This is a genomic window from Arthrobacter sp. AG1021, from assembly GCF_003633665.1.
GTDB lineage: Bacteria > Actinomycetota > Actinomycetes > Actinomycetales > Micrococcaceae > Glutamicibacter > Glutamicibacter soli.
On the sequence record NZ_RBLB01000007.1, the window covers coordinates 136,968 to 162,478 of the forward strand.

The following is a 25,511-nucleotide window of genomic DNA, read 5'->3' on the forward strand; positions in this document are numbered from 1 at the left end:
CCGCTCGATAAGAGTATTCACCCGGATTTTCCATCAATTGCACCAAGTCTCGGGAACCGGCAGAACACGTCCAGCGCCAGCATGTGGTCCCCGGCTACCTCGGCGGACCTACGGCTGGTAGCCGGTCGAGGTCCTCTCCCCGTCCCATGACGCCCCGCCGGAAACTGCCTTCCCGGTCTTCGCAGCACCCCTTCCGGCTGGCTGCAGGCCTAGGATGGGAAAATGACCGCCTCGACCCCGCCACCGCAGATCGCCCCCAGGCTTGTCCCCGGCGCCACCCTGCGGGCTATCGCCCCGTCCTGCTCGCGTGCCTATGTGATGGAACACGACAACACGCAATGGATCAACGAACGCTTCGCTACCATGGGACTCCAGATGCAATTCGGCGAGCACGTGGATGAGCTGGACGACTTCGACAGCTCCCCCATCGCCTCCCGGCTGGAGGACCTGCACGCCGCATTCGCGGATCCGGGAGTCGACGGGATCATCAGCGTCATCGGCGGATTCAACGCCAACGAGCTGCTACCCTACCTGGATTGGGAGCTGATCGCCGCCAACCCCAAGGTCTTCTGCGGATACTCGGATTTCACCGTCCTCGCCAACGCCATCTATGCGAAGACCGGGCTGATCACCTATGTCGGCGCCCATTGGTCCTCCTTCGGGATGCGGGAGCATTTCGAACCAACAGGCCAGTGGTTCCGGCAGGCAACGCATGAACTGTCATGGTCCATCGAGCACCGCACGGAGTTCACCGACGACTTGTGGTTCATGGACCAGGACCACCGCACCGTCCATGGGACCGATGGCCCATGGGTCTTGAATCCCGGGAAGGCAACGGGCCGGGTGATCGGCGGCAATCTCGGCACGCTGCGGCTGCTGCAGGGTGGCGGCATGATGCCCGGGCTGGCTGGCGCGTTCCTGTTCCTGGAGGAGGATGGAGCCGCGGACATCGACGAATTCGCGCGCAGTCTCGCCTCGCTGCTGCAGACGCCGGGGGCTGAGCAGATCCGCGGTCTGGCGCTCGGCCGGTTCCAGCTCGATTCCAAGATCACCCGCTCGCTGCTGGAACAGGTGATCGCCAAGCATCCGTTGCTGTCCACCGTGCCAGTGGTCGCCAATCTCGACTTCGGGCATACCAGCCCGATGTTTACTCTGCCCATCGGCGGCTGGGCCTCGCTCAATTCCATCGATGGCAGCGTGCGGCTGGATTTTGCCCATGAGCTCGACGGCCTCGCAGGCTGAATTCCGGCCGCATAGCGGCAACGGGCCGGCGCTCGCCGAAGGATTTCGGCGGGTGCCGGCCCGTCAGTGTAGTGCGACCGATATTGCCGCGCTATCGCGATGTTTCAGTTACGCCTTGTCGATGGCTTCCTTCAGCGTGGACAGCAGCAGTGCCACCGACGAGGGGTTTGCGTTGGGGCCCATCAGCCCGATACGCCACACGGTATTGGCGTACTGTCCCACGCCGCCGCCAATCTCGATGTTGAACCGGTCCAGCAGGTAGCCTCGGACCTTGGCGGAATCCACGGACTGGGGAACCTTCACGGTGGTCAGCTGCGGCAGTCGATGGCCCTCCGCGGCAAACAGCTCCAGCCCCATCTCCTGCAGGCCGTTCTGCAGCGCCGTGCCGGCTGCCTGGTGGCGTGCGGTCACCGTGTCGAGGCCTTCGCTGAGGATGCGCTCGAGGCCTGCCTCCAGCGAAGCGACCATGGCCACCGGAGCGGTGTGGTGGTAAGTGCGGCCGCCGCCGGTTGAACCGGTGGTGTATCCGCCCAGCAGGCCCAGGTCCAGGTACCAGGACTGGGGCTTCTGCACCCGACGCTCGAAGGCGCGGTCCGAAATGGTGAATGGCGCTAGGCCCGGGGCCACGCCGATGCACTTCTGGGTGCCGGCATAACCCACGTCGATGCCCCATTCGTCGGCAAGCACGGGCATGCCGCCGATGGAAGTCACCGCGTCGGTGATCAGCAGGGCATCGCCCTTGATGGCTCCCAACGCGGCGATGTCAGACAGCACGCCGGTGCTCGTCTCGGCATGCACACCGGCAATCACCGTCGGGTTCGGGTGCGCCTCGGCAACACGCTGCGCATCGATCGGAGTCCCGTATTCGTGGTCTACCCTGACGACCTCGGCGCCCACACGCGAAGCCACCTCGCACATGCGCTCGCCGAACAGGCCGTTGACGGCGATTACTGCCACATCGCCCGGGTTGATGGTGTTCACGAAAGCGGCTTCCATGCCAGCGGATCCGGTGGCGCTCAGCGGCAGGGTGCGAGCGTTGGACGTTCCCCATAGGGTTCGCAGCGAATCGCAGACCCGGTCCATGCGGGCAATGAATGCCGGGTCCAGATGCCCAAGCAACGGCAAGCCCAGGGCTGCGGTGGCCTCCGGGTAGGGGTTGCTGGGACCAGGTCCGAAAAGTTGGCGTTGAAGAACTGGCTGGGTCATGACGGCTCGCTTTCTTGACACGGTGAAGCTCTAACGTGCTTCAAGCCTATCGTCCGTCACCGATCAAAACGAAAGTTAACTTCCGTATGACAAAAATTCCACCATTTCGAAAGTCAGCTACACGTCGACATTTCCGCTCTTCCGCCTGCGTCGGCGCTGGTTCCGGTACTCTCGCACGGTGAGCCAGACAATAAACACGTCGAAGAGCGTCAAGGCCAATGTTCCCAGGCTGAATCCGGCAAGCAGTTCATAGCTCTGGTAGCCAATGAACATCAGCAGGAAGGCGATCATCCACGGATAGGCCCAGAGTTTGTCGAGCAACACCGCCCAGACCAATACCACTTTGACGATTCCGTGCAGCAAGAGATAGGCGGCGACGAACCATGATCCCGAAATTGTCAGCGACCCGCTGGCATGGAGCAGGAAATTGGCGATCGCGTCTCCCGGATCTTCCGAAAGCTCATGCTGCGTAAGTGCCTGGGACAGGGAATTCAACTGGTCGGGCTTGAACAGGAGAAAAAGCGCGCCGCCGACGATTTCCAAGCCACCGTCGAGGCCTTTGAACAGCAGCCCTACCTGAAAGATCCAGTCAAGAACCCGTGCACGGCGCTGATGCTCTTCGGCCATTTCGAGGTCCTCCCACCACCTACGCCATCTCCCGAACACCATTAATTCGGATTGTTCCACACTCGCATCGTTCGTTTGACGGATCAGTGCAATCTCACGGCCGGTACATTTCCCGAACACAACTTTCCAGCGTGGATGATTCGCGAACAGTTTTTCTAATCAGATTTTTTGATCAGATTCTCGGGCGGGGACGACAAGCACGGTTGCCAAACAGATTTCGTGACCAGAAAATTTGATCAGATTCCCGGCCACGACTCGCAAAGGACTGCTTCCGAGGGCCGCCAGAGATCCGTCCTGGACTCCAACGCCGGCTATCAGCGTCCCAAGACCTAGCTGGCAAGTCCCTCCATTTCCTTGAATCACCGGTAGGCATCAACAAGGCTGGGGATACGAAAGCGAAAGGAGCACACCTTGAAGAAAATCCTCATGGTCCTTACCAGCGTTTCAGAACTCGGCGATACCGGGGAGCCGACCGGCTACAACGTCGCTGAAGCCGCCCACCCGTGGAAGGTCTTCCGCGATTCCGGACACTTCGTGGATTTCGCTTCCATCAAGGGAGGCCAGCCACCGCGGGACACAGTGGATACCTCGGACCCGATTCAGGTGGCATTCACCCAGGACGAGACAACCCGTGCCGGCTTGTACAACACCGCCAGGGTTGAAGTCATAGACCCGCAGCAGTACGACGCGGTCTATCTTGTCGGCGGCCACGGCACCATGTGGGACTTCCCGAACAACGAAGGCCTGCAGAAGCTGATTTCAAGCATCTATCTCAAGGGCGGCATCGTCGGTGCGGTCTGCCACGGCCCGGCTGGGTTGCTTGATGTGGAACTCGACCACGGCATGAAGCTGCTGACGGGCAAGCATGTCGCCGCCTTCACGAATTCGGAGGAGATCGCGGTGGGCAAGGAGAAGATCGTCCCGTTCCTGCTGGCGGACCGCTTGGAGGAGCAGGGAGCCACCCACGTGGCAGCGGACGACTTCGAGGAGAACGTCCAGGTCTCCGACCGGCTGGTGACAGGACAGAATCCTGCTTCCGCCGGAGGCGTGGCCAAAGAAATGGAAAAGCTGCTGGCCGAGGTGATTCACCACGAGAAGGCTGCAGCAGCCGAAGCGGAAGAAGCCGCTGAAGCCGCCACCCAGCCAGCTGAGTAGCCGCTTCCTCACCGGCAGATGCGAAAACCCCCGATTCCAGCAGGAATCGGGGGTTTCGGCTGAACAGCCGGAGACTACTTGCGCAGGCCCAGACGCTCGATCAGCGAACGGTAACGCTCGATGTCGGTGTTCTTGAGGTAGCCGAGCATACGACGACGACGACCAACCAGAGCCATCAGGCCACGGCGGGTGTGGTGGTCATGCTTGTGCATCTTCAGGTGCTCGGTCAGGTCCGAAATACGACGGGACATGACAGCGATCTGAACCTCAGGCGAACCGGTGTCACCCTCGTGGGTGGCGTAAGCCTTGATGATTTCGTTCTTGATTGCGGCATCCAGTGCCATAACAAACTCCTAGAGTTGGACCGCGTTTCATTCAAATGCGAGCGTCAGACGCTCACGGTGGCATCTCGCAACCGCGGACTGCAGCGAAGGCCATCAATAATCATATCATCGACGGGTGCGTCGACGCGCCCTCCAGGCATGCGTGAGATAGGGCACCTGCACCTTTGCTTCGGCGGTGTGTCCCAGATGCTCCATCCAGTACCAAGCGAGGTTCCCCTCCACCTTGGCGCGCGTTCTCTCGCTGGCCCGGCGGTAGTAGCTTCGGGATTTAGTCAGTTCGACGATCTGCGCGAAATCAAGTTCCATGGACCAATGCCAGATCCCGTGCTCGGGCTTCCCGAACTGCCCGCCCAGTGGCGGCTCCAACTCCGGCCGGTGGACGTCGCCTGCATGCATGATCCGCGCCAATCGGTGCACCCACGGAATGGTGACATCCAGCTGGTTCCACAGCAGGGTCAGCCAACCGTCATTGCGTAGCAGTCGCGCGGCTTCGGCGCTGGCCTTGGGGTGGTCCACCCAGTGCCAGGCCTGCGCATAGGTGACCAGGTCGAAAGCGTTCTCGGGCAGCCCTGTGTCCTCCCCGGGGGCGCAGGTGCGCACTACCTGGGGCAGGCGTTCGGCCAGCACCCGGAGCATGTCGGCGGACGGATCGACCGCGCTGACCTCCAGCCCGCGGGCCGCGAGCTGCTCGGTGAAGATGCCCGAGCCGCAGCCGATGTCCACCACGGTTTTCGGCTGCGACTGCAGCGTGAAGTCCAGCGCCTGCTCCGGATAGGAGGGGCGGATCTTGTCGTAGCTGTCCGCCCCGCTCTGGAAGGCGGAGGCCAGGTCGGTGCGCCGCGCGGCGTCGACAGTGAAGGCGCGCCGCGGCAACGAGGGAATTTCAGCCATCGAGCCTAGTGCTGCTCCAGCGCCAGGACCGCGCGGGCCTGCTCGACGTCCTCGGCCATCTGGTCGATCAGGGCCTCGATGCCACGGTAGGCGACCATCGGGCGCAGGTGCGAGACGAATTCGACGATGACCTGCTGCCCGTAGAGGTCGAAGTCCTCGACGCCCTCGTCCGGGCGGTCCATGACGTGGGCTTCCACGACGCGGGAGATGCCTTCGAAGGTCGGGTTGGAGCCCACAGAAATCGCGGCAGGCCAGCGCACGTCGGCCTCGTCGACCAGCCAGCCGGCGTACACGCCGTCGGCCGGGATGATGCCGGAGGCGTCGGAGGACAGGTTCGCAGTCGGGAAACCAAGTTCCCGGCCGCGGGCGGCCCCGTGGACCACTTCACCGCGCATGCGGTGCGGGCGGCCGAGGATCGAGGCGGCGGCTTCGACGTTGCCGGCGGCCAGTTCCTCGCGCACCCAGGTGGAGGACAGGCGGCGCTTGTCGCCCACGTCGTCCACGCCGATGACGTCGAAGCCGTACTTCCGGCCCAGTTCCTGCATGAACTCGAAGTCGCCGGAGTTGTTGCGACCGAAGCGCACGTCATGGCCCACCACGACGGCGGTGGCGTGCAGCGTGTCCACGATGATGGACTTCACGAATTCCTCGGCGCTCTGGTCCGCGAATTCCAGGGTGTAGTGGATCATCAGGACGGCGTCCAGGCCCACGCTGGCCAGGGTGTCCACGCGGTCGGCGAGACCCATGATCAATTCCGGTGCGCTGTCCGGGCGGTGCACCAATGCCGGGTGGGGTTCAAAGGTGATGGCCACCGACTTGGCCGCCCGCTGCTTCGCCAGCGAGACGACGGCGTCCAGGACTTCGCAGTGTCCCAGATGGACCCCGTCGAAGTTGCCAATGGTCACAACGGTGGGAGCCACGTCAGTGGGGACTGCGTCCAGGCCCTTCCAATAGTGCACTTTGCTCCTTTAATGGGTACTTTCCTCGGCAGATCAAAAAACCCGCCGAAGCAATTCTTACACGGGTTTAGCTGTGACGCTCACTACGATTACGGTACAGCCACCACAGGCCGATGATCGGAAGCACCAGCGGGATGTATCCGTAGCCTTCTCCGAAACCGCTCCACACCGACGGGTGGGCGAAGATCTCAGGGTGGGTCAGCGACAGCGTGCCGACCACCAGCACTCCGACCAGCTCGATGCCCACGGCCCACAGCGACACCATCCACGCGCGCGGCTTGGCCGAGGACAGCGAGAAGGTTGCGACGAAGTAGATCAGGCCGGAAATCAGCGACAGCACGTAGGCTTCCGGGGCTTCGTCGAACTTGCTCACAATTTGGTAGACGGCGCGCACCGTCGCAGCCAGGGCGAGGATGCCGTAGACCGCGATGATGACCCGGCCCAGGCCGGTGGTGCGGCTGGGCTTGGGTCCGTCAGCGCTTTTCTTGGCTTCGGCCGCCTGCAGGATGCGCGAATTGCGTGGCTTCTGACTCATGTGGAGGCTCCTACTGCCAGATCTGTTCCATGCGGAACAACATTACGAACGTGACCAGTGCCGAAGCCGCGAGCAAGGCGTTTGACCAGCGGCTTTTCTCGCTGACGGCCCAGAAGAACGCGATCGGCGGCATGATCAGCGCGGTGATGAAGTAGCCCCAGAACTCGATCGGGTCTCCTGCCACAGCATCTCCCCCGGCCTGGCGGATGGCCGCGGCAATGCCGTAGACGATCAGGAACACCTCGGTGGCGATCGCGCCGACCAGGGCCCAGTCGTCAGGGTGCTTGCGGATGAGCGTGGCGATCACCGCGACAAGCAGCGCTACCGCGCAGACAATCGCGCCGGCGACGAAAAAGCCGTTCATGACAATCAAAAGGGCAATCCTCCCTGGATTACGTTCCGGGTCCGCGGCTTACTTGGCGGTGAAAACCAGCGTGGTGCGGGCCTTGTCGCCCTTGTCTTCCAGCAGCGCGACCAGCACGCCGTTGGGCGCGAAAGCGGCCACGGGCTGGTCTGCCGCGACGTCCATGGTCTTGGATGACGCAGCGATGGGGCGGCCGAAGGACAGCTCGACTGCTTCGTCGACGCTCACGGTGCGGTTCGGGAAGATCGCCGCGGCAGCCTTTTCCAGGGGCAGGATCTCGAACTCCTGCGCCAGTTGCTCTAGGGTGCGGGCCAGCTCGATCTTGTACGGGCCGACTTCGGTGCGGCGCAGCGCGGTCAGGTGGCCGCCGACGTTCAAGGCTTCGCCCAGGTCGCGGGCCAGGGCGCGGATGTAGGTACCCGAAGTGCAGGAGACGGTGACGTCCACATCCAGGATCTTGCCGCCATTCTCGCGGCGGATCTCGTGGATGTCGAAGCGCTTGATCGTCACCGGGCGGGACTTCAATTCCACCTGCTCGCCGGCGCGAACGCGCGCATAGGAGCGCTTGCCGTCGACCTTGATCGCAGAAACCTGGCTCGGGACCTGCTGGATGTCCCCGCGCAGCTTGGCCACCTCGCGCTCGATGTCCTCGTCGGTCACCGCAGCGGCGATGCGCTCGGAGACGATATCGCCCTCGGCGTCGTCGGTAACGGTGCTCTGGCCCAGGCGAATGGTGGCGGTGTAGGTCTTGTCGTGGCCGACGATGTAAGTGAGCAGGCGGGTAGCCTTGTTGACGCCGATGACCAGCACGCCAGTGGCCATGGGATCCAGCGTTCCGGCATGCCCGACCTTGCGGGTGCCCGCCAGCCGGCGGATGCGACCAACCACATCGTGGGAGGTCATGCCCTGTTCTTTATCGACTAGTACGAGGCCAGAGGCCTGCTCTTCAGTGTTCTGCCCGGCTTTACTCACGCGTTCCAGTATAGGCGCTGCCCCGGTCATTAGCCTGTTTGGGACGCAGATGTGGTCGATCCCATCACCAGCGCGCTGTCGGCCCATCAGGCCCGGAAAACACCGCGTTGAGTTCGGCTGTGCGATAGCGCGCCAACGCGATGCCGGCTGCAACACACCCCCCTGCGCTGCCGAGCGCTGGTCCCACGCCGTCCGCGCAGCGAAGAATGAACAAAAAATATGTTCACGCCGGAATTTCTGCAGACCTCAACGACGTCCCGGATCCTGGGCCGGAACCAAAGGTTACTGCTCGGAAACGATTGACCGGCGACGTCAACACTCCTAAACTCTAACCACTTGCGTGGTTTTATCACGCCTGTGACGTTGGGGACGAGGTGGCTGGGGCACTTCGCCGCGAGCCGCCTCGCACGGCTTCCACTCACTCGCAAAATTCTTGGGGCTATCAAAAACTGTTCCCTGTGGCCGCGCGCCATCAGGGGAGTATTTGCGCATGATGACTTCCACGGATCTTGCGGGTGACGATCCACAGCGCGCGATCCCTGTGATGGATCGCGAGTCACCAGCAAGGCAAGGAACACCCCATGAAATTCCGTGCATTCGCAGCTGTTGCTGCGGGGGCGCTTTTGGCAACAACGTTGAACATCGCCCCGGCACAAGCCGGCGGTGACTCCCACCATAACTCCCGGACGACGGTGCAGCATGTCGAAACCCTCATCGAGGGGCTCGGCGGGCCGTTGAAAGTGGCCTATGGATCCCACGGCAACATCCTGGTCGCAGAATCTTTCGCCGGCATGTTGTCGTCGGTGGCATCGGACGGAACCAAAAAGGTTCTGGCTTCTGCGCCGGGTAAGGAAATCGGAGCCGTGTCGTACTCTCGCGGCACCACCTACTACTTTGAAAACGTGGCGGGCACCGATGAAAATCCAGAGGCCATCGGCCCGGCAATGCTCAAGTCCATCAGCCACCATGGCAAGACCCGGACCATCACCGACATGACCAAGTGGGAAGTCAAGCTCAACCCGGACGGTAAGACCGTCTACGGTGTGCGCGACGCCCCTCAGACCTGTCTGGATCAAGCTCCGTGGATGCAATCCACCGGCGAGGTCTATTCCCATCCGTATTCCACCGCCGTGTCGCGCGGCAATGTCTATGTGGGCGACGCGGGCGGCAACGCACTGTGGAAGGTAAATTCACACGGCAAGGCGAGCGTAGTCAAGGTGCTCCCCGCCGAACCTGTTGTGATCGATGAGGCAGCCGTCGCTGCAGCCGCAGAAGCAGGACTGACGGTCCCCGATTGCATGATGGGACGCACCTACTGGGCCCAGCCCGTTCCTACCGACATCGAACTTCGAGGCAATTGGCTGTACTACACCGTACTGCCGGGAGCTCCGGGCGAGTCCATGTCCAAGGGCAAGATCTACAAGTTGAATCTCCACAGCAAGAAAAGCTACCTCGTGGCCAGCGGCCTGAGCGCGCCCACCGGCATCGCAGTGGATGATCGCGGAAGCCTCTACGTGACCGAGCTGTTCGGCGGAGGCGTATCCAAGATCGTGAAGGGCAAGGCGGTTAATGTGCTCCCAGCGCAGATGGCCTCCGATGTCGCCATCAGCGGGCACAGGATGGCTGTCAGCACAAACGCGCTGACGCCGTCCGGATCAATAGTCACTGCAACGTTGGGCCACAGCCATCATGGCCATCGCTGAGTGAAATAGGAAACCGAAATCCGTGCAGGTCTCTGGAGAGACCTGCACGGATTTCTCCTGTCCGGCGAATAATCCTCAATGGGAGCGATGGTGGTCAGAGTGTGATAATTCCAAGTCGATTAATCTATCCGCAAAGAGTATGAAACTTGTAGCGGTTGCTTGCGAAGCTCTGGATCTGCCAGACGACCCGTCAACGATCTCAAGATCCCCCGGACCGAAGTCTGCGCATACTCTGTCTACCCATCAACAGGAATTAGGCAGCGGTGTAGAGCCGGTTCCGCTGCGGTATCTGCAACGGATCCACATGCTTCGGGAACAAGATATACGCCAATCCCCCGATCTTGACCAAGGTCAGCAACCCGGCATGGATCGCCAAATGATGCCGACGGCACAAACACGACGCATTACGGCAACTGGTCTGCCCGCCATGCTCCCACCAATCATCATGATGGCACTCAAGCATCTCCGGCGGCGCAGCGCACCCAGGCACAATACACCCCCGATCCCGGGCCAACGCGGCCCGCTTGATCGCCTCGGTGAAGAACCGCTGGGTCCGCCCCACATCCAGTGGCTGCCCGTCGGGCCCGAAGATCACCCGGTAAATCGCTCCCTCGCACATCAACCTCCCGGTCTCCGCCGCGTCGAGCCCCACCCCGTGATCCGTGGTCGAGGTGAGCTTTTCGGGGTGCCGCAAATCCTCCAAGGCCTTGAGCTGGATGTGGATCCCGACCCGCGGCGCGATGGTCTTCGCCCCCGGCCCCTGATGACCGGAGCTGAGGGCTGCGAGGAACGCGTTCAACCGGCGCTGGGCCGGCGGCACGTCCGCGTCGCCGCCCAGCTCCGGGTCCTGATCGCTGTATTCGGTCCGCGGCTGCCCGGCGGCATCCCCGGAGCCATGGCCTGCATCCTCGTGACCAGTTTCCACACAGTCAAAATCTTGTTCTTCCTCGGCGTCTTGGCTCTTCGAGGAACCCGGGGAGCCTTCGCCGGCAGCTTGCCACGCGTTGAAGTCGAGGAGGTTCTCCCGGCCTTCCTCCGCCGGGCGATGCCCGAACCCGGCATCGGGGCTGCTGTCGGGGCCGGAATTGATGCCGGACCAGTCAGGAGCCGGGGCATCCGAACTGAACAACGGATCGGTCTGCACCTCGTCCTGGTCCGCAGCCTCCGCAGCCGAGCGGCCGGGGTTCGAGGAACCAGGCCGGGCGGCCCGGGCGGCCTTGCCGGCCTGGGTCCGCGGGTTGTCCGCCTGCCCCATCAACGAGCGCAACTGCTCGGCCTGCTCCCCCGCCGCGCGCAGGTCGTAGCAGTCCACCCCGGCGCGGGTGCCGCGGAAGAAGATCCCGGTCTCCGGGGCCCGTTGCTTGCCGTGCTCGCGCCGGTAGTCGGAGATCAAGGTGGAGACCTGTTTCTCACTGGTGGTGCGGTTCGGCTCGGCCAAGGCGGCCAGTACGTGCTCTTCCATGAGTGCCCCGTCGGCGTGCCGGGCGGTCGGCGGCAACGGGAGCCCCTCGAAGCAGGTGTCGGCCGGTTCGAACTTGTCCAGCGCCCGGGCCGCCTGCGCGATCCGGCGCGGGTCCACGGCTCCCGGAGCCTGGTACAGCCGGGCCAGCCCGGCCAGCCGCGGGGTCAGCGTGCCGCCGTCCATGGCGCGGCGGGCGATCAGCAGGTGCGCATCGTGCAGCCGGGACGCGGCCCCGTAGTAGTTCAACCCCAGCCAGGCCGCGGCGAAGTCCGCGGTGCTGGTGTAGTGGGCGCGGCCCGCGTGCAGGCGCGGAGCGGCCGCCAGGTCCAGCTGCCGGTAGGCGTGCTGGTCCCTGGCTTGGCGCAGGGCGTCCAGCTCGTCGTCTTCGAGCAGGTGCGCGCCGGTGGATTCCAGATGGAGCTGGCTGCGCAGCTGCTCGCGCTGGGTGTAGTGGAACAGCTGCTCGATCAGGTGGGCGTGGGCGGCGGCGACCCGAGGGTCCTCGATGCCGTGCAGGGCTTCGGAGAGCTTGGCCAGCAGGGCGCAGCACGAGGCCATGACCTCGAGCACCGCGGAGGCCGCGCCGCGCGGGATGCTCGTGGTGATGGCGTTGTGCAGGACCTGTAGTGCTGCGGCTAGCTGGTGGATACTCATGAGCCCAGCCTGCGCCGGGTCTACGGGTGGCGGCGGGAGGTGGTTGCGGGGTGTGGAGAAGTCGGGGAAATATTTTTCCACCCACCAGCTGGGCCTCCGTTATCCCAGAAGGACATCACATTGCCGTAATCCTCGATCCATATCACCACGCTGCGCTGGTTCCGACCGCATGTTGACTAGCCCTTTGCGTACTTGTGAATTGGCCGCAAAAGCGAAAATCCGGTGATGTTTCGCTCGCAGCCCATTCAACGTCCTTTGACGATTCGTCCGTTTGGGAAACATATTTTTGTGAGCCCACTCACCCATGACAATATGTCTTCAACCAAAGATAAAACCTACATCAAGGAACCTCATGACGCGCCCATCATCGGCAAGCCTTCGCGAGATTAGCGACCTCATTGCCCTCGACACCACTAGCAGGGACACCAACCTGCCGCTGATCGATCTGCTCGAAGCAAAACTTCAAGCGTTTGGAATCGATTCCAAACGGATCTACAACGAAGATCGAAGTAAGGCCAATTTGCTGGCAACCATTCCGGCGGACGACGGAAGCCGCCGCGGGGGCGTGGTCCTCTCCGGCCACACCGACGTCGTCCCGGTCGACGGACAGAACTGGTCCAGCGATCCGTTTACTGTCCATGAGCGTGATGAGAAGCTGTACGGGCGTGGCACCTGCGACATGAAGTCCTACATCGGGGTCATCCTGGGCAAACTGCCCGAGTTCATCTCCGCCAAGCTTTCGCAGCCGATTCACCTCGCATTCTCCTATGACGAAGAAATCGGTTGCGTCGGTGCGGTGAGCCTCGTTGATGAAATCGTGAGCCAGGAACTGGCCCCTCGCGGCTGCTTCGTCGGTGAGCCAAGCAGCATGCGCGCAATCCGCGGGCACAAGTCCATGAATGTTTTCAAGGTTTCCTTCCACGGGGTCGCAGCGCACTCATCGCTGCCCAGCGAAGGACTCAACGCCATCTCCTACGGCCTTCGTTTCGCCAGCTTCGTGGAAGAGATCGCCCATGAGCTGCGGACGGAGGGCCCTTCCGACCCGGCTTTCATCGAACCCACCACGACGATGAACGTGAATCTGATCAACGGTGGAATTGCCGTCAATACGATCCCTTCAGACTGCACAGTGCATTTTGAGTTCCGTTCGCTGGCGGTCGTGGACCGCGAGGCGCTGACCGCCCGAATCAAGAATTTCGCGAGCCAACTGGACGAAGAAATGCGCGCCCGGAACCCACAGGCATCCATGACCTTCGAGCAGGTAGCAGGTGCCCCGGGCCTGGACACCGCCCCGTCGGAAGAGATCGTCGATCTTGCCGCTCGATGCGGCGCCATCGCCGCCGACGACAAGGTTACCTACGGCACGGAAGCCGGACTGTTCGCCGCCGCAGGCATTCCGACCGTGGTTTGCGGTCCGGGCGACATCGCCCAGGCCCATGCACCGGACGAATTCATTGAACTCGAACAAATCGTTGCCTGCGAAGGATTCATGGATCAACTGATCAAGGAACTTTCCTCATGACCGCTTCACCGCAATCCCCGACCACGCAGCAGCTTGCCGACGCACGCAAGGCAGTGATTTCTTCTTCCATCGGCGCAGCCCTGGAATGGTTCGACATCATTGTCTATGCAACCTTCGCCACGACAATCGCCAAATTGTTCTACCCCGAGTCGGATGCAACTTTCGCGCTAATCCTCACATTCGCCACCTTCGCTATTTCCTATGTCATCCGTCCCTTGGGCGGCATGGTTCTGGGTAGCTACGCAGATCGCAAGGGACGCAAAGCTGCGCTAACGCTCACATTGATGCTCATGATGGTCGGCACCTTGATCATGGCCGTTGCCCCGACCTACGAAATGGTGGGTGTCTGGGGTGCCCTGATTATCCTTCTCTCACGCCTGATCCAGGGTTTCTCGGCGGGTGGCGAATTCGGCACCGCCACGGCATTCCTCATTGAAACCGCCCCGCACAAGAAGGCCTTCTACTCCTCCTGGCAGGTCGCGGCGCAGGGAGCCTCCATGCTGCTCGCTTCTGCTTTCGGGTTCGTCCTGACTACACAGTTGTCCACCGAAGCCCTGGAGAGCTGGGGATGGCGCGTTCCGTTCTTTGTCGGTTTGCTCATCGGTCCGGTCGGGCTGTACATCCGAGCACGGCTCGAAGAGACCGAAGAATTCATCAAGGTTGAAAAGTCGAAGTCTCCGCTGGGGCAGCTTTTTGCCCACAATTACGGACGGCTTTTGGCCGGAGCAGCGGCGATCGGCGTCGCCACGATCTCTGTCTACATGATTCTCTACATGCCGACATTTGCCGTACAGAATCTGCACATCCCTGCCGATGCCGCATTCCTGGGTGGCGTGGTTGCTGGCATCGTAACGCTGGTCAGCGTGCCGTTCATCGGCCATCTTGCCGACAGGGTGGGGCCAGCGCGCGTTATGACTTGGGCAGCGGTGGCCGCGCTCGTGGGAGCCTGGCCGCTGTTCAAGTTGATGACAGGTAATCCCACAGTTCCAGTCATGATCGTCGTGATCGCTCTGCTGGGTGTCATCATGGCGTTCTACTTCGGTCCACTTCCGGCGCTGATTTCGTCGTTGTTCCCTGCAGCGATTCGCGGATCAGGAATCTCGGTCACGTACAACGTAGGTGTCACCGTACTCGGCGGCATCGCGCCACTCGTGCTCACCTGGCTGATTAGCGCAACCGGTTCCCTGGATGCCCCAAGTTTCTACTACATGGCTATCGCAGTCCTTTCGCTCATCGGACTAGCGGTCATTCGCCTCAGGTACAAGTTGGCATAGCCGCATAACGTCATTCTCAGGGCCCGCGCTCCTCGAAAATTTTCGGGCAGCGCGGGCCCTTTGTCATGTCAGCGCCAGGTTCACCTGCGGCCCGCCGAATTCCGCCGATCAGAACCTGTTGCCGGCATACGACTGCCGCGAAACAGCCCGACCTTTTCGTCCTCACGGTCGGAGAACAGGGCACGACGCCGTTCCGGCATGACTCCGCGGGAAATATCCACTCTTCAGAATCCAGGTGTTGCGAGCGGGAAATAGACGCCAAAATAATAATTTATTTTCGACAAATTTCAACTCCAGATGACGATTTATCACCATTTTTGAATTATCGAAATAGGGGGCGATGCGACACGAACTAAGTCCTGACTTGAGATACTAATCCGGAGCGATTTGAGCAGAGTCCTGTGATTCATGCTACGCTCAAACAGTCGATGATCCCGCCGGATCTACGGCGCTAGTCGGACATGACGAGCTCCACAACACCGGTTTTCCGGTGAACTGCAGGCGCAGGACAGTTGCCGTCTCGACCGAGCGGAGCATCGACGGGTTCTCTGACCGGCTTGAATTTCGCCGTCAATTGGGAAAGAACCGCGCACGAATGGCAATTTTGTCACCGAGCACTTTACTCGGTGCGTTCGATTCAATCAGGATCGAATTCCCAGCCATTCACCAAGTATTAGGCCTCAACTAGGCATGTATGAGGACGACAGCGAACTGACTCAGCGCGCGTAAAAATAGGCTGGTTCTAGAAAGAGATGAGCCAAAGAACGGACGGAGAGTGATTGATGGCCCCAGGGCTTGTGTGCGTCGGCTAATCGAACCCCGCCATCGCAGTGTGCGGGATGAGACGTGCAGAACCATGCACCGCGGAGGATCCTTGTCCGATCCGGTGTCGATTCTCGAACTCGTCGATCCTAAGGAGGAGGAGTGTGAACCCGGAAGCAGTCGGTTTCAGCGCTCTGACCATTGTACTTTTATTGGTCTTGTTTTACGGTGGAACGTTTTTCGTTTCCACTCGCATTGGTAAGAAAAACGAAAATGCCGACGGGTACATGACCGCCGGCAATAAAATCGGCTTCGGCATTTCGGCGGCAAGCATGACCGCTACCTGGATCTGGGCCTCTTCCATGTATGCCTCGGCGTCGTCCGGCTACACCTACGGAATCAGCGGCCCCATCCACTACGGCCTGTGGGGCGCGTTGATGATCCTGTTCATCTACCCCTTCGGCAAGCGCATCCGCAAGGTGGCGCCCAAGGCCCACACGCTGGCCGAGGTCATGTACGTACGCCACGGCCGCTCCAGCCAACTCATGCTGGCAGGGTCCAACGTCGTCGGCTCGGTCATCTCGCTGATGTCCAACTTCATCGCCGGTGGCGTGCTGATTTCGATGCTCTCCCCCTTCAACTTCATCCAGGGGGTATTCGCCGTGGCCGGCGGCGTGCTGCTCTACACCCTGTGGTCGGGGTTCCGCGCTTCGGTGCTCACCGATTTCATGCAGGTCATCGCCATGCTCGGCGCAGTGGCCATCATCGTGCCGTTCATCTTCTTCGCCGCGGGATTCCCCGCCGCGTTCGAGACCGGGGCAGCGAACCTCACCGCGCAGCAGTCGAACTTCTTCTCCTCCGAGGCCTTCCTGAACCAGGGTGCCCCGTACATCGCCGCGGTGCTGGCCTACGCCATCGGCAACCAGACCATCGCCCAGCGGCTGTTCGCGGTGCGCGAGGACCTGATCAAGCCGACCTTCATCACCGCGACCATCGGCTACGGCGCCATGGTCATCGGCGTGGGCATGCTCGGCGTGCTGGCGCTGTATCTGGGCTTCACCCCGACCGGCGGGGATTTGAACAACATCATCCCCGAAATGGCGGCAAGCTACCTCTCGGGCATCCTGTTGGCGCTGTTCTTCATCATGATCATCGGCGCGCTGTCCTCGACCGCCGATTCGGACCTCTCCGCGCTGTCCTCCATCATGATGGCCGACATCTACGGACAGAACATCGCGGGCAAGAAGAAGGCGAACCCGAAAACCATGCTGCTGGTCGGACGGCTGACGATGGTCGCCGCAACAGCCCTGGCCGTCGCTTTGGCCAGCATGCAGATGAACATCCTGGACCTGCTGGTCTTCGTCGGCGCCTTGTGGGGCGCGCTGGTGTTCCCGGTGCTGGCGAGCTTCTACTGGAAGAAGGTCACCAACAAGGCCTTCACCGTTTCGGTGATCGCCGCGCTGGCGGTATTCATTCCGGTGCGTTTCGACCTGATCCCGATGACGGGCATCACCGCCGTGCTGATCGAGCTGCTGGCCATCCTGGGCATCGGCATCGTCCTGGGCCTGATGGCCTTCGGCTTCTTCGGCCTGCGCCCGGCAATGGTTATCGGCATCGGGGCCAGCGTGGTCGCCGCGCCGTTCTGCTTCGGCTTCCTGCGCGACTACACGACCCTGTCGGCCTCGCTGGTCGCCTATTCGGTCAGCACCATCATCTGCTATCTCATGTCCTTCAGGTCCACGCAGAACTTCGACTTCGCGGTGATCGCCGAGCGGGCCGGAGACTTCGATACCGGGGAACAGCCGGTCGCTGCAGTGCCTGCCGGCAGCCGCAACTCAACCAGAACAGCCCAGGAGCGTGAATAAATGCTAGCCCTCAGCCTCTACGTCCTCATCTGGCCGGTCATCGTGGCCGTCGTCGCCATCGTCATCTCCAAGGCCTTCATTTCCGAAGCCCGCGAGGCGAAGCGCCGTGGCGAGGACCTGATTTAGGCGCCCCGCCCACTAGCCGTACAGCGCGCGTGCCGGTTCTCCCCTGCATCGGGGGAGGGCCGGCGCGCGTGCTTGGTGCGGAGGTTGCAAAATTTTTTCGATCCGGTCCAATCCGCACCGTGCCGCGCCCCGAATACCGTGTGAAAGCCCGCCCCGACGGGGAGGGACACCACGACGGTTCTTGCCGTCGCCACAGGAGGAGAACGACATGAAGCACACGCAGAGAACGTTCGCCGGAGCCCTGGGATTGATCGCGGTCGCCGCGCTGGGACTCAGTGCCTGTTCGATGGACAGCGACACCCCGGAATCATCGAGCGCACCCGCCCCCGAAGCCTCCAGCTCGGAGATGGCCACCGAAAGCAGCCCGGCCGCGGACAGCAGCATGGACCCGACCGCGAATCTTGTCGGCTCGGGATGCTCGGCCTACGCCGAAGCCGTGCCGAGCGGCGACGGCTCGGTCGCCGGGATGGCCCAGGACCCGGTCGCCGTCGCGGCATCCAACAACCCGCTGCTGAAGACGTTGACCAAGGCGGTCTCCGGCAAGCTGAACCCGGACGTCGATCTGGTCGACACCTTGAACGGGGCCGAATTCACCGTCTTCGCACCGGTAGACGAAGCCTTCGCCGCCATCCCGGAGAAGGACCTGAACGCGGTCGTCAAGGATTCGGACATGCTGACCAAGGTGCTCACTTACCATGTGGTACCCGGGGAGATCCAGCCCGCCGACATCGCGGGAACGCACACCACGGTTGAGGGCCAGGACCTGGAAGTGACAGGCAGCGCAGACAACCTGATGGTCAACGACGCCAAGGTCGTCTGCGGCGGAGTCCAGACCGCCAATGCGGTGGTCTACCTGGTCGACACCGTCCTGATGCCGCCGGCCGACAAGTAGCCGCGGCGCCTGGATTCTGTCCTACGTAAACCAGCCATGGCGGCGTCCGGTTCCGGCACAGGAGCCGGGCGTCGCCGTGCCCCGCGCGCCCGGGAACCCGCGGGGAACGCCCCTGAAACTGAATGGTGGATGAGAGCCATGGGAATGATCGCCTCGTGCATGAGATTCTTGGGTCCATGAGTTCGGAGATGAGCGACGCAGTTCCAGAGCCGGTGACGGCAGCACCCGAGGAACTGCTGCGCCGTATCGCCGGCGGCGACGAGCGCGCCTTCGAGCAGTTCTACGACTGCCTCGCGCCGCGCGTGTACGGCCTGGTGCGGCGCCTGCTGAGGGACGAGGCGCAAAGCGAGGAGATCCTGCAGGAAGTCTTCGTTCAGGCCTGGCAGCATGCGGCCCGCTTCGACCCTGCCCGCGGCAGCGCCGCGGGCTGGTTGCTGACCCTGGCGCACCGCCGCACGGTGGACCGCATCCGCTCCAGCCAGGCGAGCCGCGAACGAGACCTGCGCATGGGGCTGCAGGAGATCGGCACGGAATACAACGACGTGGAAGAGAACGCAATCCTGCATGACGAGAGCCGACGCATCGTGCAGGCGCTCAAGCGCCTGAGCGAGGCCCAGCGCGCCGCCATCGAACTGGCCTACTTCGGGGGCTACACGCACCACGAGGTGGCCGACCTGCTGAAAATCCCGGTGGGCACCGCCAAGACGCGCATCCGCGATGGCATGATTAAGCTTCGAGACCTGATGGGGGTGGCGTAGTGGAACGGAACGAGAACGAGCTGACCGGCAGCTACGCCCTGAATGCGCTGAGCGACGAGGAACGCGCCAGGCTGCTGGCACAGGCCGCGAACTCCCCCGCGCTTCAGGCCGACATGGATGCCATGGAGGAGACCGCCGCCATGCTCGCGCTGGGCAGCGCACCGGTGTCCCCGCCGGCCAGAGTGAAATCCCGGCTCATGGAGGAGATCGCCCGCCGGCCGCAGCTGCCGGCGGAGGATCCCGCGGACGAACGAGCGGACGAGCCGGCAGCAATTCCGCAGCCCGAGCACGCGCCAGCCCCGGATTCCGTGCCCGCGCGGCAGGGATGGCCTGCCCGCCGCAAGTCCGCGAAGTTCTTCGCCCTGGCCGCGGCCATCCTGCTGCTGGGCTCGGCGGGGCTGGGAACCGTGGTCTACCTGCAGCAGGCCGAACAGCGCCAGCTGCAGGCCCAGCTCACCGATCTCAGCACTCGCCAGGCCGAGCTCACCGAGCTGCTGGGCGCGCCGGATGTGGAAACCAAAACCCAGACCATGGCCGATGGGGCGACGGTGACGCTGTCCTATTCCGTCGAGCGGGGCCTGATGGCAGTCACCACCGCCGGAATGCCTGAGCTGTCCAAGGACAAGGGCTACGAGCTGTGGCTCATCTCCGCCGACGGCGCCCAGCCGGCCGGCATGCTGCCGGGAACCGGGGCCGACGGCCTGAAATTGCTTACCGGTGCCATGGACGGGGTCTCGCATTTCGGCATCACCGTTGAACCGGCCACGGGTTCTCCGGCGCCGACCACCGAACCGCTGATGGTCCAGGAACTCTGAGCATGCCCGGGCCAATCCGCCCCCGGCCCGGCTCCGAACCAGTTGCTGAAGGACCAGCCGACCCGGAACGCCGGGCGGCAGCTACTCACCGGAGGTGACATGCCGTGAAGGAAACGCCAAGGCACAACCTGGGAGCACGCGGAGCGTATGCGCTGACGGGGCTCTGCTCGGCCGGGGTGCTGTTCGGCGTCGCCCAGCTGGCGTCAGCCTTTTTCGCTTCGTCGTCAGCACCTTTGGTGGCGCTGGGCTCCGCTGTCATCGACTTCACCCCGCCGTGGCTGAAGGACCTGGCGATTTCGCTGTTCGGCACCAACGACAAGCTGGCCCTGTTCGTCTCGATGGGCGCGGTGGCCGTGGTGCTCGCCGCGCTGATCGGCCTGCTGGCGCGGCGCAGCGCCGCCGCGGCCTCGGCCGCGGTGCTGGTGCTGGCGGGGATCCTGGGCGCCGCGGTGATCTCGCGTTCAGCCACCGGTCCGCTGGATCTGGTCCCGACCGCCCTGGGCACCGCGGCGGCGCTGCTTGTCCTGCGGTGGCTGTGCTCGTTGGCTTCCCGGCTGGATCCCGCGCACTCGGAGTCGCCCGATGGCGTGGCCCGGCGCAACTTCATGCTCGGGGCCGCCGGGGCCGTGGTGCTCGCGGCGGGCGCTGCCATCCTGTCCACGTCGCTGTCCGCGGCCCGGAACACCGCGCAGCTGGCTCGCAAGGCCCTGCGGCTTCCGGCCGCCAAGACCACGGCTCTCGCGGTGCCGCCGGGCGCCCACGTCAATCTGCCGGGGATGCCCGAGTTCGTCACCCCGAACCAGGATTTCTACCGCATCGACACCGCGTTGAGGGTGCCCGGAATCGACCCGGCGCAGTGGTCGCTGCGGGTCCATGGCCTGGTGGAGCACGAGTTCACGATGAGTTTCCAGGAGCTGCTCAGCCAGGACCTGGTGGAGCACTACCTGACGCTGACCTGCGTTTCGAACCCGGTGGGCGGGGATCTGGTGGGCAACGCAAAATGGCTGGGCTATCCGCTGCGCGAGGTGCTGGCCCGCGCCAAGCCGGCCGCGGGCGCGGACATGGTGCTGTCCACCTCGATCGACGGATTCAGCGCGTCCACCCCGCTCGAAGCCCTGACCGATGAACGCATGGCGCTGCTGGCCGTGGGCATGAACGGGGAGCCGCTGCCCATGGAGCACGGCTTCCCGGTGCGCATGGTGGTTCCCGGGCTCTACGGGTATGTCTCGGCCACCAAATGGGTGGTGGACCTTGAGGTGACCCGCTTCGCGGACAAGGCGGCCTACTGGACCACCCGCGGCTGGTCCGAACGCGGCCCGATAAAGATGTCATCCCGCGTGGACACCCCGCAGTCCTTCGCCACGGTGCCCGCCGGACGGGTGGATCTCGGCGGCAGCGCCTGGGCGCAGACCCGCGGCATTTCCCGGGTCCAGGTCAGCATCGACGGCGGTTCCTGGCGCGAGGCAACGCTGGCCGAGGAGGCGACGCTCGATACCTGGCGGCAATGGAGCTACCGCTGGGAGGACGCGGCGCCCGGCACGCATGCGGTCGCCGTGCGGGCCTACGACCGCAGCGGCAAGCTGCAGACCGAAGAGCGCGCCGACCCGGTGCCCGACGGAGCGTCAGGCTGGCACCGGGTGCAGTTCACGGTGGAATGAGCCGCGTCGCCGCGGGCGGCGCAAGGTATCGGGAAAAACGAAATCCCCGGCGCCTGCACGATATGCATCGTGCAGGCGCCGGGGATTTCCCGGCTTTGGGCCCCGGATCCGGGCCAGGCAGCGCAGGTGCGCCTAGGCCTGTTCGGCGTCCTGGTCCTCGTCCTTCTTGTACGGGTCCTCGTCGCCGGCGAAGTGCTTGCCTTCGCGCAGGGCCGCGACCTCGGCGTCCTTCTCGCGGGCCTTGGCCAGCAGTTCCTCAAGGTGCGAAGCGCCCTCGGGGATCTCGTCGGCCACGAAGGTCAGCGTCGGGGTCAGCCGGATGGTCAGGTTGCGGCCCAGCTCCTTGCGCAGGGCTCCCCCGCGCTTGGACAGCAGCTCGGCGATTTCTGCCTTGGCAGTGTCGTCGCCGAACACCGTGTAGTACACGGTGGCGTGCTGCAGGTCGTTGGTGACGCGGGCGTCGGTCACCGTCACGTTGTCGATGCGCTCGTCCTTGATGACGGTGCGCAGGGACTGGGCCATGAGGACCTGCACGCGCTTGGCAAGGCGTGCGGCACGGGCTGAATCAGCCATGATTATCTCCTTATGGTTCAAAATTCGTGGGCGCCTGACCGCTTGGAAGCGGTCAAACGCCCACGAATCGGCAAGTCACGAAGCTACCAGCGGGTTGCTGCTAGGCGCGTGGCTTCTCGCGCATCTCGAAGGTCTCGATGATGTCGCCTTCCTTGATGTCGTTGAACGACCCCAGGCCGATACCGCACTCGAAGCCCTCGCGGACTTCGGTGACGTCGTCCTTCTCGCGGCGCAGCGAGTCGATCGACAGGTTGTCGGCGACCACGTTGCCGTCGCGCACCAGGCGGGCCTTGGTGTTGCGCTTGATGGTGCCCGAGCGGATGATCGAACCGGCGATATTGCCGAACTTCGAGGAGCGGAAGACCATGCGGATCTCGGCGGTGCCCAGCTCCACTTCTTCGTACTCCGGCTTGAGCATGCCCTTGAGCGCCGCTTCGATGTCGTCGATGGCTGCGTAGATGACCGAGTAGAAGCGCATGTCAACGCCTTCCTTGTCGGCCATTTCGGCAACGCGCTCAGCAGGACGCACGTTGAAGCCAATGATGATCGCGTTGTCCACGGTCGCCAGGTTGACGTCGTTCTGGGTGATCGCGCCGACGCCGCGGTGGATGACGCGCAGCTGCACGTCCTCGCCCACGTCGATCTTCATCAGCGAGTCTTCCAGTGCCTCGACGGCACCGGAGGCGTCGCCCTTCAGGATCAGGTTGAGGGTATCGATCTTGCCCTCGGCCACTGCCTTGTCGAAGTCCTCCAGAGTGATGCGCTTGCGGCGCTTGGCCAGCATGGCGTTGCGCTCAGCGGTCTCGCGCTTGTCGGCGATCTGGCGGGCGGTGCGCTCGTCCTCGGTGACCAGGAAGCTGTCGCCTGCACGCGGCACGGAGGACAGGCCGAGAACCTGCACCGGACGCGACGGCAGGGCGATGTCCAGGTTCTCGCCGTTCTCGTTGAACATTGCGCGCACGCGGCCGTGGGCGGTGCCCACCACCATGGTGTCGCCGACTGCGAGGGTACCTGACTGCACCAGGACGGTGACCACGGAACCGCGGCCCTTGTCCAGGTTGGCTTCGATGGCCACACCGCGGGCGGACTTGTCGGGGTTCGCCTGCAGCTCCATGACGTCGCTGGTCAGCAGCACGGCGTCGAGCAGTTCCTCGATGCCCAGCTTCTGCAGCGCGGAAACCTTCACGAACATGGTGTCGCCACCGTATTCCTCGGGCACCAGGCCGTACTCGGTGAGCTGGCCCATGACCTTGTCCGGGTTGGCTTCCGGCTTGTCGACCTTGTTCACTGCGACGATGATCGGCACGCCTGCGGCCTGCGCGTGGTTCAGCGCCTCAACGGTCTGCGGCATGACGCCGTCGTCCGCTGCGACCACCAGCACAGCCACGTCGGTGACCTCGGCACCACGGGCACGCATGGCGGTGAACGCCTCGTGGCCCGGGGTATCGATGAAGGTCATCGCGCGTTCGCGGCCCTCGTGCTCGTGGGTGATCTGGTAGGCGCCGATGTGCTGGGTGATGCCGCCGTGCTCGCCCTCGATCACGTTGGACTGGCGGATGGCATCCAGCAGTCGGGTCTTACCGTGGTCGACGTGGCCCATGATGGTGATGACCGGGGCGCGCTCCTCGAGCACGTCCTCGCCCTCAGCCTCGAGCTCGGCATCCAGGTCCAGACCGAAGCCTTCGAGCAGTTCCTTGTCCTCGTCCTCCGGGGAGACGACCGAAACCTTGTAGCCCAGCTCTTCGCCGAGGACCTCGAAGGTTGCCTCGTCCAGCGACTGGGTGGCGGTGGCCATTTCGCCGAGGTGGAACAGCACGGTCACCAGTGCGGCCGGGTTTGCGCCGATCTTGTCAGCGAAATCGGTGATCGATGCGCCGCGGCGCAGACGGATCTCGGTGTCGCCGGTGCCGCGTGGAACATTCACGCCGCCCAACGACGGAGCGCTCATCTGCTCCAATTCCTGGCGCTTCGCGCGCTTGGACTTGCGCTGCTTGCCGCGACCGGCGCCTCCCTTGCCGAAGGCACCGCCCACGCCGCCGCGGCCGCGTGGTGCACCTGGGCGGAAGCCGCCACCGGTACCGCCGCCGCCACCTGCGCCGCCTGGACGACCACGGCCGCCGGCGCCTGCGCCTGGGCGACCGCCGCCGGCCGGAGCCGGACGATCGGTGCGGTTAGGCATCATGCGCGGGGTGGCAGTGGTGCCGCCCGGACGCGGTGCGCCTGCTGGGCGTGGTCCGCCGGCACCGGCTGGACGTGGGCCGCCCTGGCCGGCTGGACGCGGGCCACCGGCACCGGCTGGACGTGGACCGCCCTGGCCAGCTGGACGCGGGCCGCGCTGGCCGTCGCGTGATGGGCGTGGACCGCCCTGGCCTGCGCCGCCCGGACGCGGGCCGCGCTGGCCGTCGCGTGATGGACGCGGGCCGCCCTGGCCGCCCTCGGAGCGCATGCCCTGCTGGGAGCTGAACGGGTTGTTGCCCGGGCGTGGGCCGCCTGGACGCGGAGCACCCGGACGAGGAGCGCGCGAACCATCGCGGCCGCCGCCACGGCGGTCGGTCGATTCGCCGGTGCGCATGCCCTGCTGGGAGCTGAACGGGTTGTTGCCCGGACGCGGGGTGCCCGGCTTCGGAGCCGGACGGGCGCCTGGCTTCGGGGCACCTGGGACAGGTGCGCCCGGGGTGGCCTGGGCCTTAGGTGCAGCCGGGGCTGCCGGTGCCGCTGGGGCAGCCGGTGCGGTCTTCGGCGCGGCGTCGGCAGGCTTGGCTGCCGGACGCGGGCCCGGAGTAGCAGCAGTCTTGGCGCCAGCTGGCTTCGGAGCAGCCGGGCGGCCGGCGCCCGGGGTTGCCGCCGGACGTGCGGCGGCAGGCTTGGCTGCGCCGCCATTGGCGCCCGGGAATGCGTCGCGCAGCTTGCGGGCGACCGGGGGCTCAACGGTTGAGGACGCGGAGCGAACGAACTCGCCCATGTCCTGCAGTTTGGTCAGTGCTTCTTTCGAAGTGATTCCGAGCTCTTTGGCGAGCTCGTGAACGCGGGGTTTAGCCACATCTCTCCTGTTTTGATGTGATCTGCATAAACCCCGAGTCCCTGGGGACTTAGGTGTTCTGGCAGATCAGCTGTGTAATTCGTGAAATTCTTCCGCCGCACGGTGGATCACG

At 63.9% G+C, this 25,511-nt stretch carries 22 protein-coding genes; 11 read left to right on the top strand and 11 right to left on the bottom strand.

The genetic code is table 11. The annotated features are described in order from the left end of the window. Positions 1-222: 222 nt before the first annotated feature. Positions 223-1,242, top strand: coding sequence for a S66 peptidase family protein (locus DFO58_RS06115; RefSeq protein WP_120989706.1), 1,020 nt, complete (start codon positions 223-225; stop codon positions 1,240-1,242). A gap of 108 nt (positions 1,243-1,350) precedes the next feature. On the opposite strand, the gene DFO58_RS06120 is transcribed toward DFO58_RS06115, so the two are convergent. Further along, a complete protein-coding gene (locus DFO58_RS06120) occupies positions 1,351-2,448 on the bottom strand; it encodes an alanine--glyoxylate aminotransferase family protein (protein ID WP_120989708.1) in 1,098 nt (365 codons plus the stop codon). 117 nt (positions 2,449-2,565) lie between these two features. Next, positions 2,566-3,075, bottom strand: coding sequence for a DUF2127 domain-containing protein (locus DFO58_RS06125; RefSeq protein ID WP_183043115.1), 510 nt, complete (start codon positions 3,073-3,075; stop codon positions 2,566-2,568). A 411-nt stretch (positions 3,076-3,486) separates the two neighbouring features. On the opposite strand from DFO58_RS06125, the gene DFO58_RS06130 reads away from it, so the two are divergent. Continuing rightward, positions 3,487-4,230, top strand: a complete 744-nt coding sequence (locus DFO58_RS06130) for a type 1 glutamine amidotransferase domain-containing protein (protein ID WP_053797648.1) — start codon at positions 3,487-3,489, stop codon at positions 4,228-4,230. Positions 4,231-4,304: 74 nt separating this feature from the next. On the opposite strand, the gene rpsO is transcribed toward DFO58_RS06130, so the two are convergent. The 6 genes from rpsO to truB form a co-directional block, all read right to left on the bottom strand. Continuing rightward, complete coding sequence (gene rpsO, locus DFO58_RS06135) at positions 4,305-4,574, bottom strand: 30S ribosomal protein S15 (protein ID WP_047121089.1); 270 nt, start codon at positions 4,572-4,574, stop codon at positions 4,305-4,307. A gap of 105 nt (positions 4,575-4,679) precedes the next feature. Next, positions 4,680-5,465 carry a class I SAM-dependent methyltransferase gene (locus DFO58_RS06140; protein ID WP_053797647.1) on the bottom strand — a complete coding sequence of 262 codons (786 nt, stop codon included), beginning with the start codon at positions 5,463-5,465 and terminating at the stop codon, positions 4,680-4,682. 5 nt (positions 5,466-5,470) lie between these two features. Continuing rightward, entirely contained in the window at positions 5,471-6,424 is a 954-nt protein-coding gene (locus DFO58_RS06145; protein ID WP_047121087.1) for a bifunctional riboflavin kinase/FAD synthetase, read from the bottom strand. 67 nt (positions 6,425-6,491) lie between these two features. Continuing rightward, entirely contained in the window at positions 6,492-6,959 is a 468-nt protein-coding gene (locus DFO58_RS06150; RefSeq protein ID WP_183043116.1) for a hypothetical protein, read from the bottom strand. 10 nt (positions 6,960-6,969) lie between these two features. Further along, positions 6,970-7,323 (bottom strand): hypothetical protein, encoded by a 354-nt coding sequence (locus tag DFO58_RS06155; protein WP_047121207.1) that lies wholly within the window; start codon positions 7,321-7,323, stop codon positions 6,970-6,972. Between the two features lie 48 nt (positions 7,324-7,371). After that, a complete protein-coding gene (gene truB / locus DFO58_RS06160; RefSeq protein ID WP_082124099.1) occupies positions 7,372-8,295 on the bottom strand; it encodes a tRNA pseudouridine(55) synthase TruB in 924 nt (307 codons plus the stop codon). Positions 8,296-8,876: 581 nt separating this feature from the next. On the opposite strand from truB, the gene DFO58_RS06165 reads away from it, so the two are divergent. Continuing rightward, a complete protein-coding gene (locus tag DFO58_RS06165) occupies positions 8,877-9,998 on the top strand; it encodes a ScyD/ScyE family protein (protein ID WP_052772609.1) in 1,122 nt (373 codons plus the stop codon). Positions 9,999-10,251: 253 nt separating this feature from the next. Here DFO58_RS06165 and DFO58_RS06170 read toward each other — a convergent pair whose 3' ends face one another. Next, the gene (locus DFO58_RS06170) at positions 10,252-12,114 is read right to left on the bottom strand and encodes an HNH endonuclease signature motif containing protein (protein ID WP_120989712.1); all 1,863 of its coding nucleotides are present in this window, start codon (positions 12,112-12,114) and stop codon (positions 10,252-10,254) included. 304 nt (positions 12,115-12,418) lie between these two features. Here DFO58_RS06170 and argE point away from each other — a divergent pair, with 304 nt between their 5' ends. The 8 genes from argE to DFO58_RS06205 all read left to right on the top strand — a co-directional run bounded on the left by argE (position 12,419) and on the right by DFO58_RS06205 (position 21,786). Continuing rightward, positions 12,419-13,636 carry an acetylornithine deacetylase gene (argE, locus tag DFO58_RS06175; protein WP_120989714.1) on the top strand — a complete coding sequence of 406 codons (1,218 nt, stop codon included), beginning with the start codon at positions 12,419-12,421 and terminating at the stop codon, positions 13,634-13,636. Next, positions 13,633-14,910, top strand: a complete 1,278-nt coding sequence (locus DFO58_RS06180) for an MFS transporter (RefSeq protein ID WP_053797644.1) — start codon at positions 13,633-13,635, stop codon at positions 14,908-14,910. The genes argE and DFO58_RS06180 overlap by 4 nt, the downstream gene beginning before the upstream one ends. 926 nt (positions 14,911-15,836) lie before the next feature. Further along, entirely contained in the window at positions 15,837-17,537 is a 1,701-nt protein-coding gene (locus DFO58_RS06185) for a sodium:solute symporter family protein (RefSeq protein WP_286163498.1), read from the top strand. Then, entirely contained in the window at positions 17,538-17,663 is a 126-nt protein-coding gene (locus tag DFO58_RS18665) for a putative transporter small subunit (RefSeq protein ID WP_047121081.1), read from the top strand. It begins immediately after the preceding gene. Positions 17,664-17,871: 208 nt separating this feature from the next. After that, positions 17,872-18,555 (top strand): fasciclin domain-containing protein, encoded by a 684-nt coding sequence (locus DFO58_RS06190; protein WP_053797642.1) that lies wholly within the window; start codon positions 17,872-17,874, stop codon positions 18,553-18,555. Between the two features lie 155 nt (positions 18,556-18,710). Next, positions 18,711-19,313 carry an ECF RNA polymerase sigma factor SigK gene (gene sigK / locus DFO58_RS06195; RefSeq protein WP_286163499.1) on the top strand — a complete coding sequence of 201 codons (603 nt, stop codon included), beginning with the start codon at positions 18,711-18,713 and terminating at the stop codon, positions 19,311-19,313. Then, positions 19,313-20,128 (top strand): anti-sigma factor, encoded by an 816-nt coding sequence (locus DFO58_RS06200; RefSeq protein WP_120989718.1) that lies wholly within the window; start codon positions 19,313-19,315, stop codon positions 20,126-20,128. The genes sigK and DFO58_RS06200 overlap by 1 nt, the downstream gene beginning before the upstream one ends. A 104-nt stretch (positions 20,129-20,232) precedes the next feature. Continuing rightward, positions 20,233-21,786 carry a molybdopterin-dependent oxidoreductase gene (locus tag DFO58_RS06205; RefSeq protein ID WP_053797641.1) on the top strand — a complete coding sequence of 518 codons (1,554 nt, stop codon included), beginning with the start codon at positions 20,233-20,235 and terminating at the stop codon, positions 21,784-21,786. Between the two features lie 132 nt (positions 21,787-21,918). On the opposite strand, the gene rbfA is transcribed toward DFO58_RS06205, so the two are convergent. Both rbfA and infB read right to left on the bottom strand, forming a co-directional pair. Beyond that, positions 21,919-22,359 (bottom strand): 30S ribosome-binding factor RbfA, encoded by a 441-nt coding sequence (rbfA, locus tag DFO58_RS06210; protein ID WP_047121077.1) that lies wholly within the window; start codon positions 22,357-22,359, stop codon positions 21,919-21,921. Positions 22,360-22,459: 100 nt separating this feature from the next. Then, positions 22,460-25,399: a translation initiation factor IF-2 gene (infB, locus tag DFO58_RS06215; RefSeq protein WP_113606668.1), complete on the bottom strand. Its 2,940-nt coding sequence runs from the start codon at positions 25,397-25,399 to the stop codon at positions 22,460-22,462. Positions 25,400-25,511: the final 112 nt, after the last annotated feature.

Bases quoted from the DNA above. Each gene is read 5' to 3' on its own strand.
- DFO58_RS06115 (WP_120989706.1), top strand. From the start codon at position 223: ATGACCGCCTCGACCCCGCCACCGCAGATCGCCCCCAGGCTTGTCCCC.
- DFO58_RS06120 (WP_120989708.1), bottom strand. From the start codon at position 2,448: ATGACCCAGCCAGTTCTTCAACGCCAACTTTTCGGACCTGGTCCCAGC.
- DFO58_RS06125 (WP_183043115.1), bottom strand. From the start codon at position 3,075: ATGGCCGAAGAGCATCAGCGCCGTGCACGGGTTCTTGACTGGATCTTT.
- rpsO (WP_047121089.1), bottom strand. From the start codon at position 4,574: ATGGCACTGGATGCCGCAATCAAGAACGAAATCATCAAGGCTTACGCC.
- DFO58_RS06140 (WP_053797647.1), bottom strand. From the start codon at position 5,465: ATGGCTGAAATTCCCTCGTTGCCGCGGCGCGCCTTCACTGTCGACGCC.
- DFO58_RS06150 (WP_183043116.1), bottom strand. From the start codon at position 6,959: ATGAGTCAGAAGCCACGCAATTCGCGCATCCTGCAGGCGGCCGAAGCC.
- DFO58_RS06155 (WP_047121207.1), bottom strand. From the start codon at position 7,323: ATGAACGGCTTTTTCGTCGCCGGCGCGATTGTCTGCGCGGTAGCGCTG.
- DFO58_RS06165 (WP_052772609.1), top strand. From the start codon at position 8,877: ATGAAATTCCGTGCATTCGCAGCTGTTGCTGCGGGGGCGCTTTTGGCA.
- DFO58_RS06170 (WP_120989712.1), bottom strand. From the start codon at position 12,114: ATGAGTATCCACCAGCTAGCCGCAGCACTACAGGTCCTGCACAACGCC.
- argE (WP_120989714.1), top strand. From the start codon at position 12,419: ATGACAATATGTCTTCAACCAAAGATAAAACCTACATCAAGGAACCTC.
- DFO58_RS06180 (WP_053797644.1), top strand. From the start codon at position 13,633: ATGACCGCTTCACCGCAATCCCCGACCACGCAGCAGCTTGCCGACGCA.
- DFO58_RS18665 (WP_047121081.1), top strand. From the start codon at position 17,538: ATGCTAGCCCTCAGCCTCTACGTCCTCATCTGGCCGGTCATCGTGGCC.
- DFO58_RS06190 (WP_053797642.1), top strand. From the start codon at position 17,872: ATGAAGCACACGCAGAGAACGTTCGCCGGAGCCCTGGGATTGATCGCG.
- rbfA (WP_047121077.1), bottom strand. From the start codon at position 22,359: ATGGCTGATTCAGCCCGTGCCGCACGCCTTGCCAAGCGCGTGCAGGTC.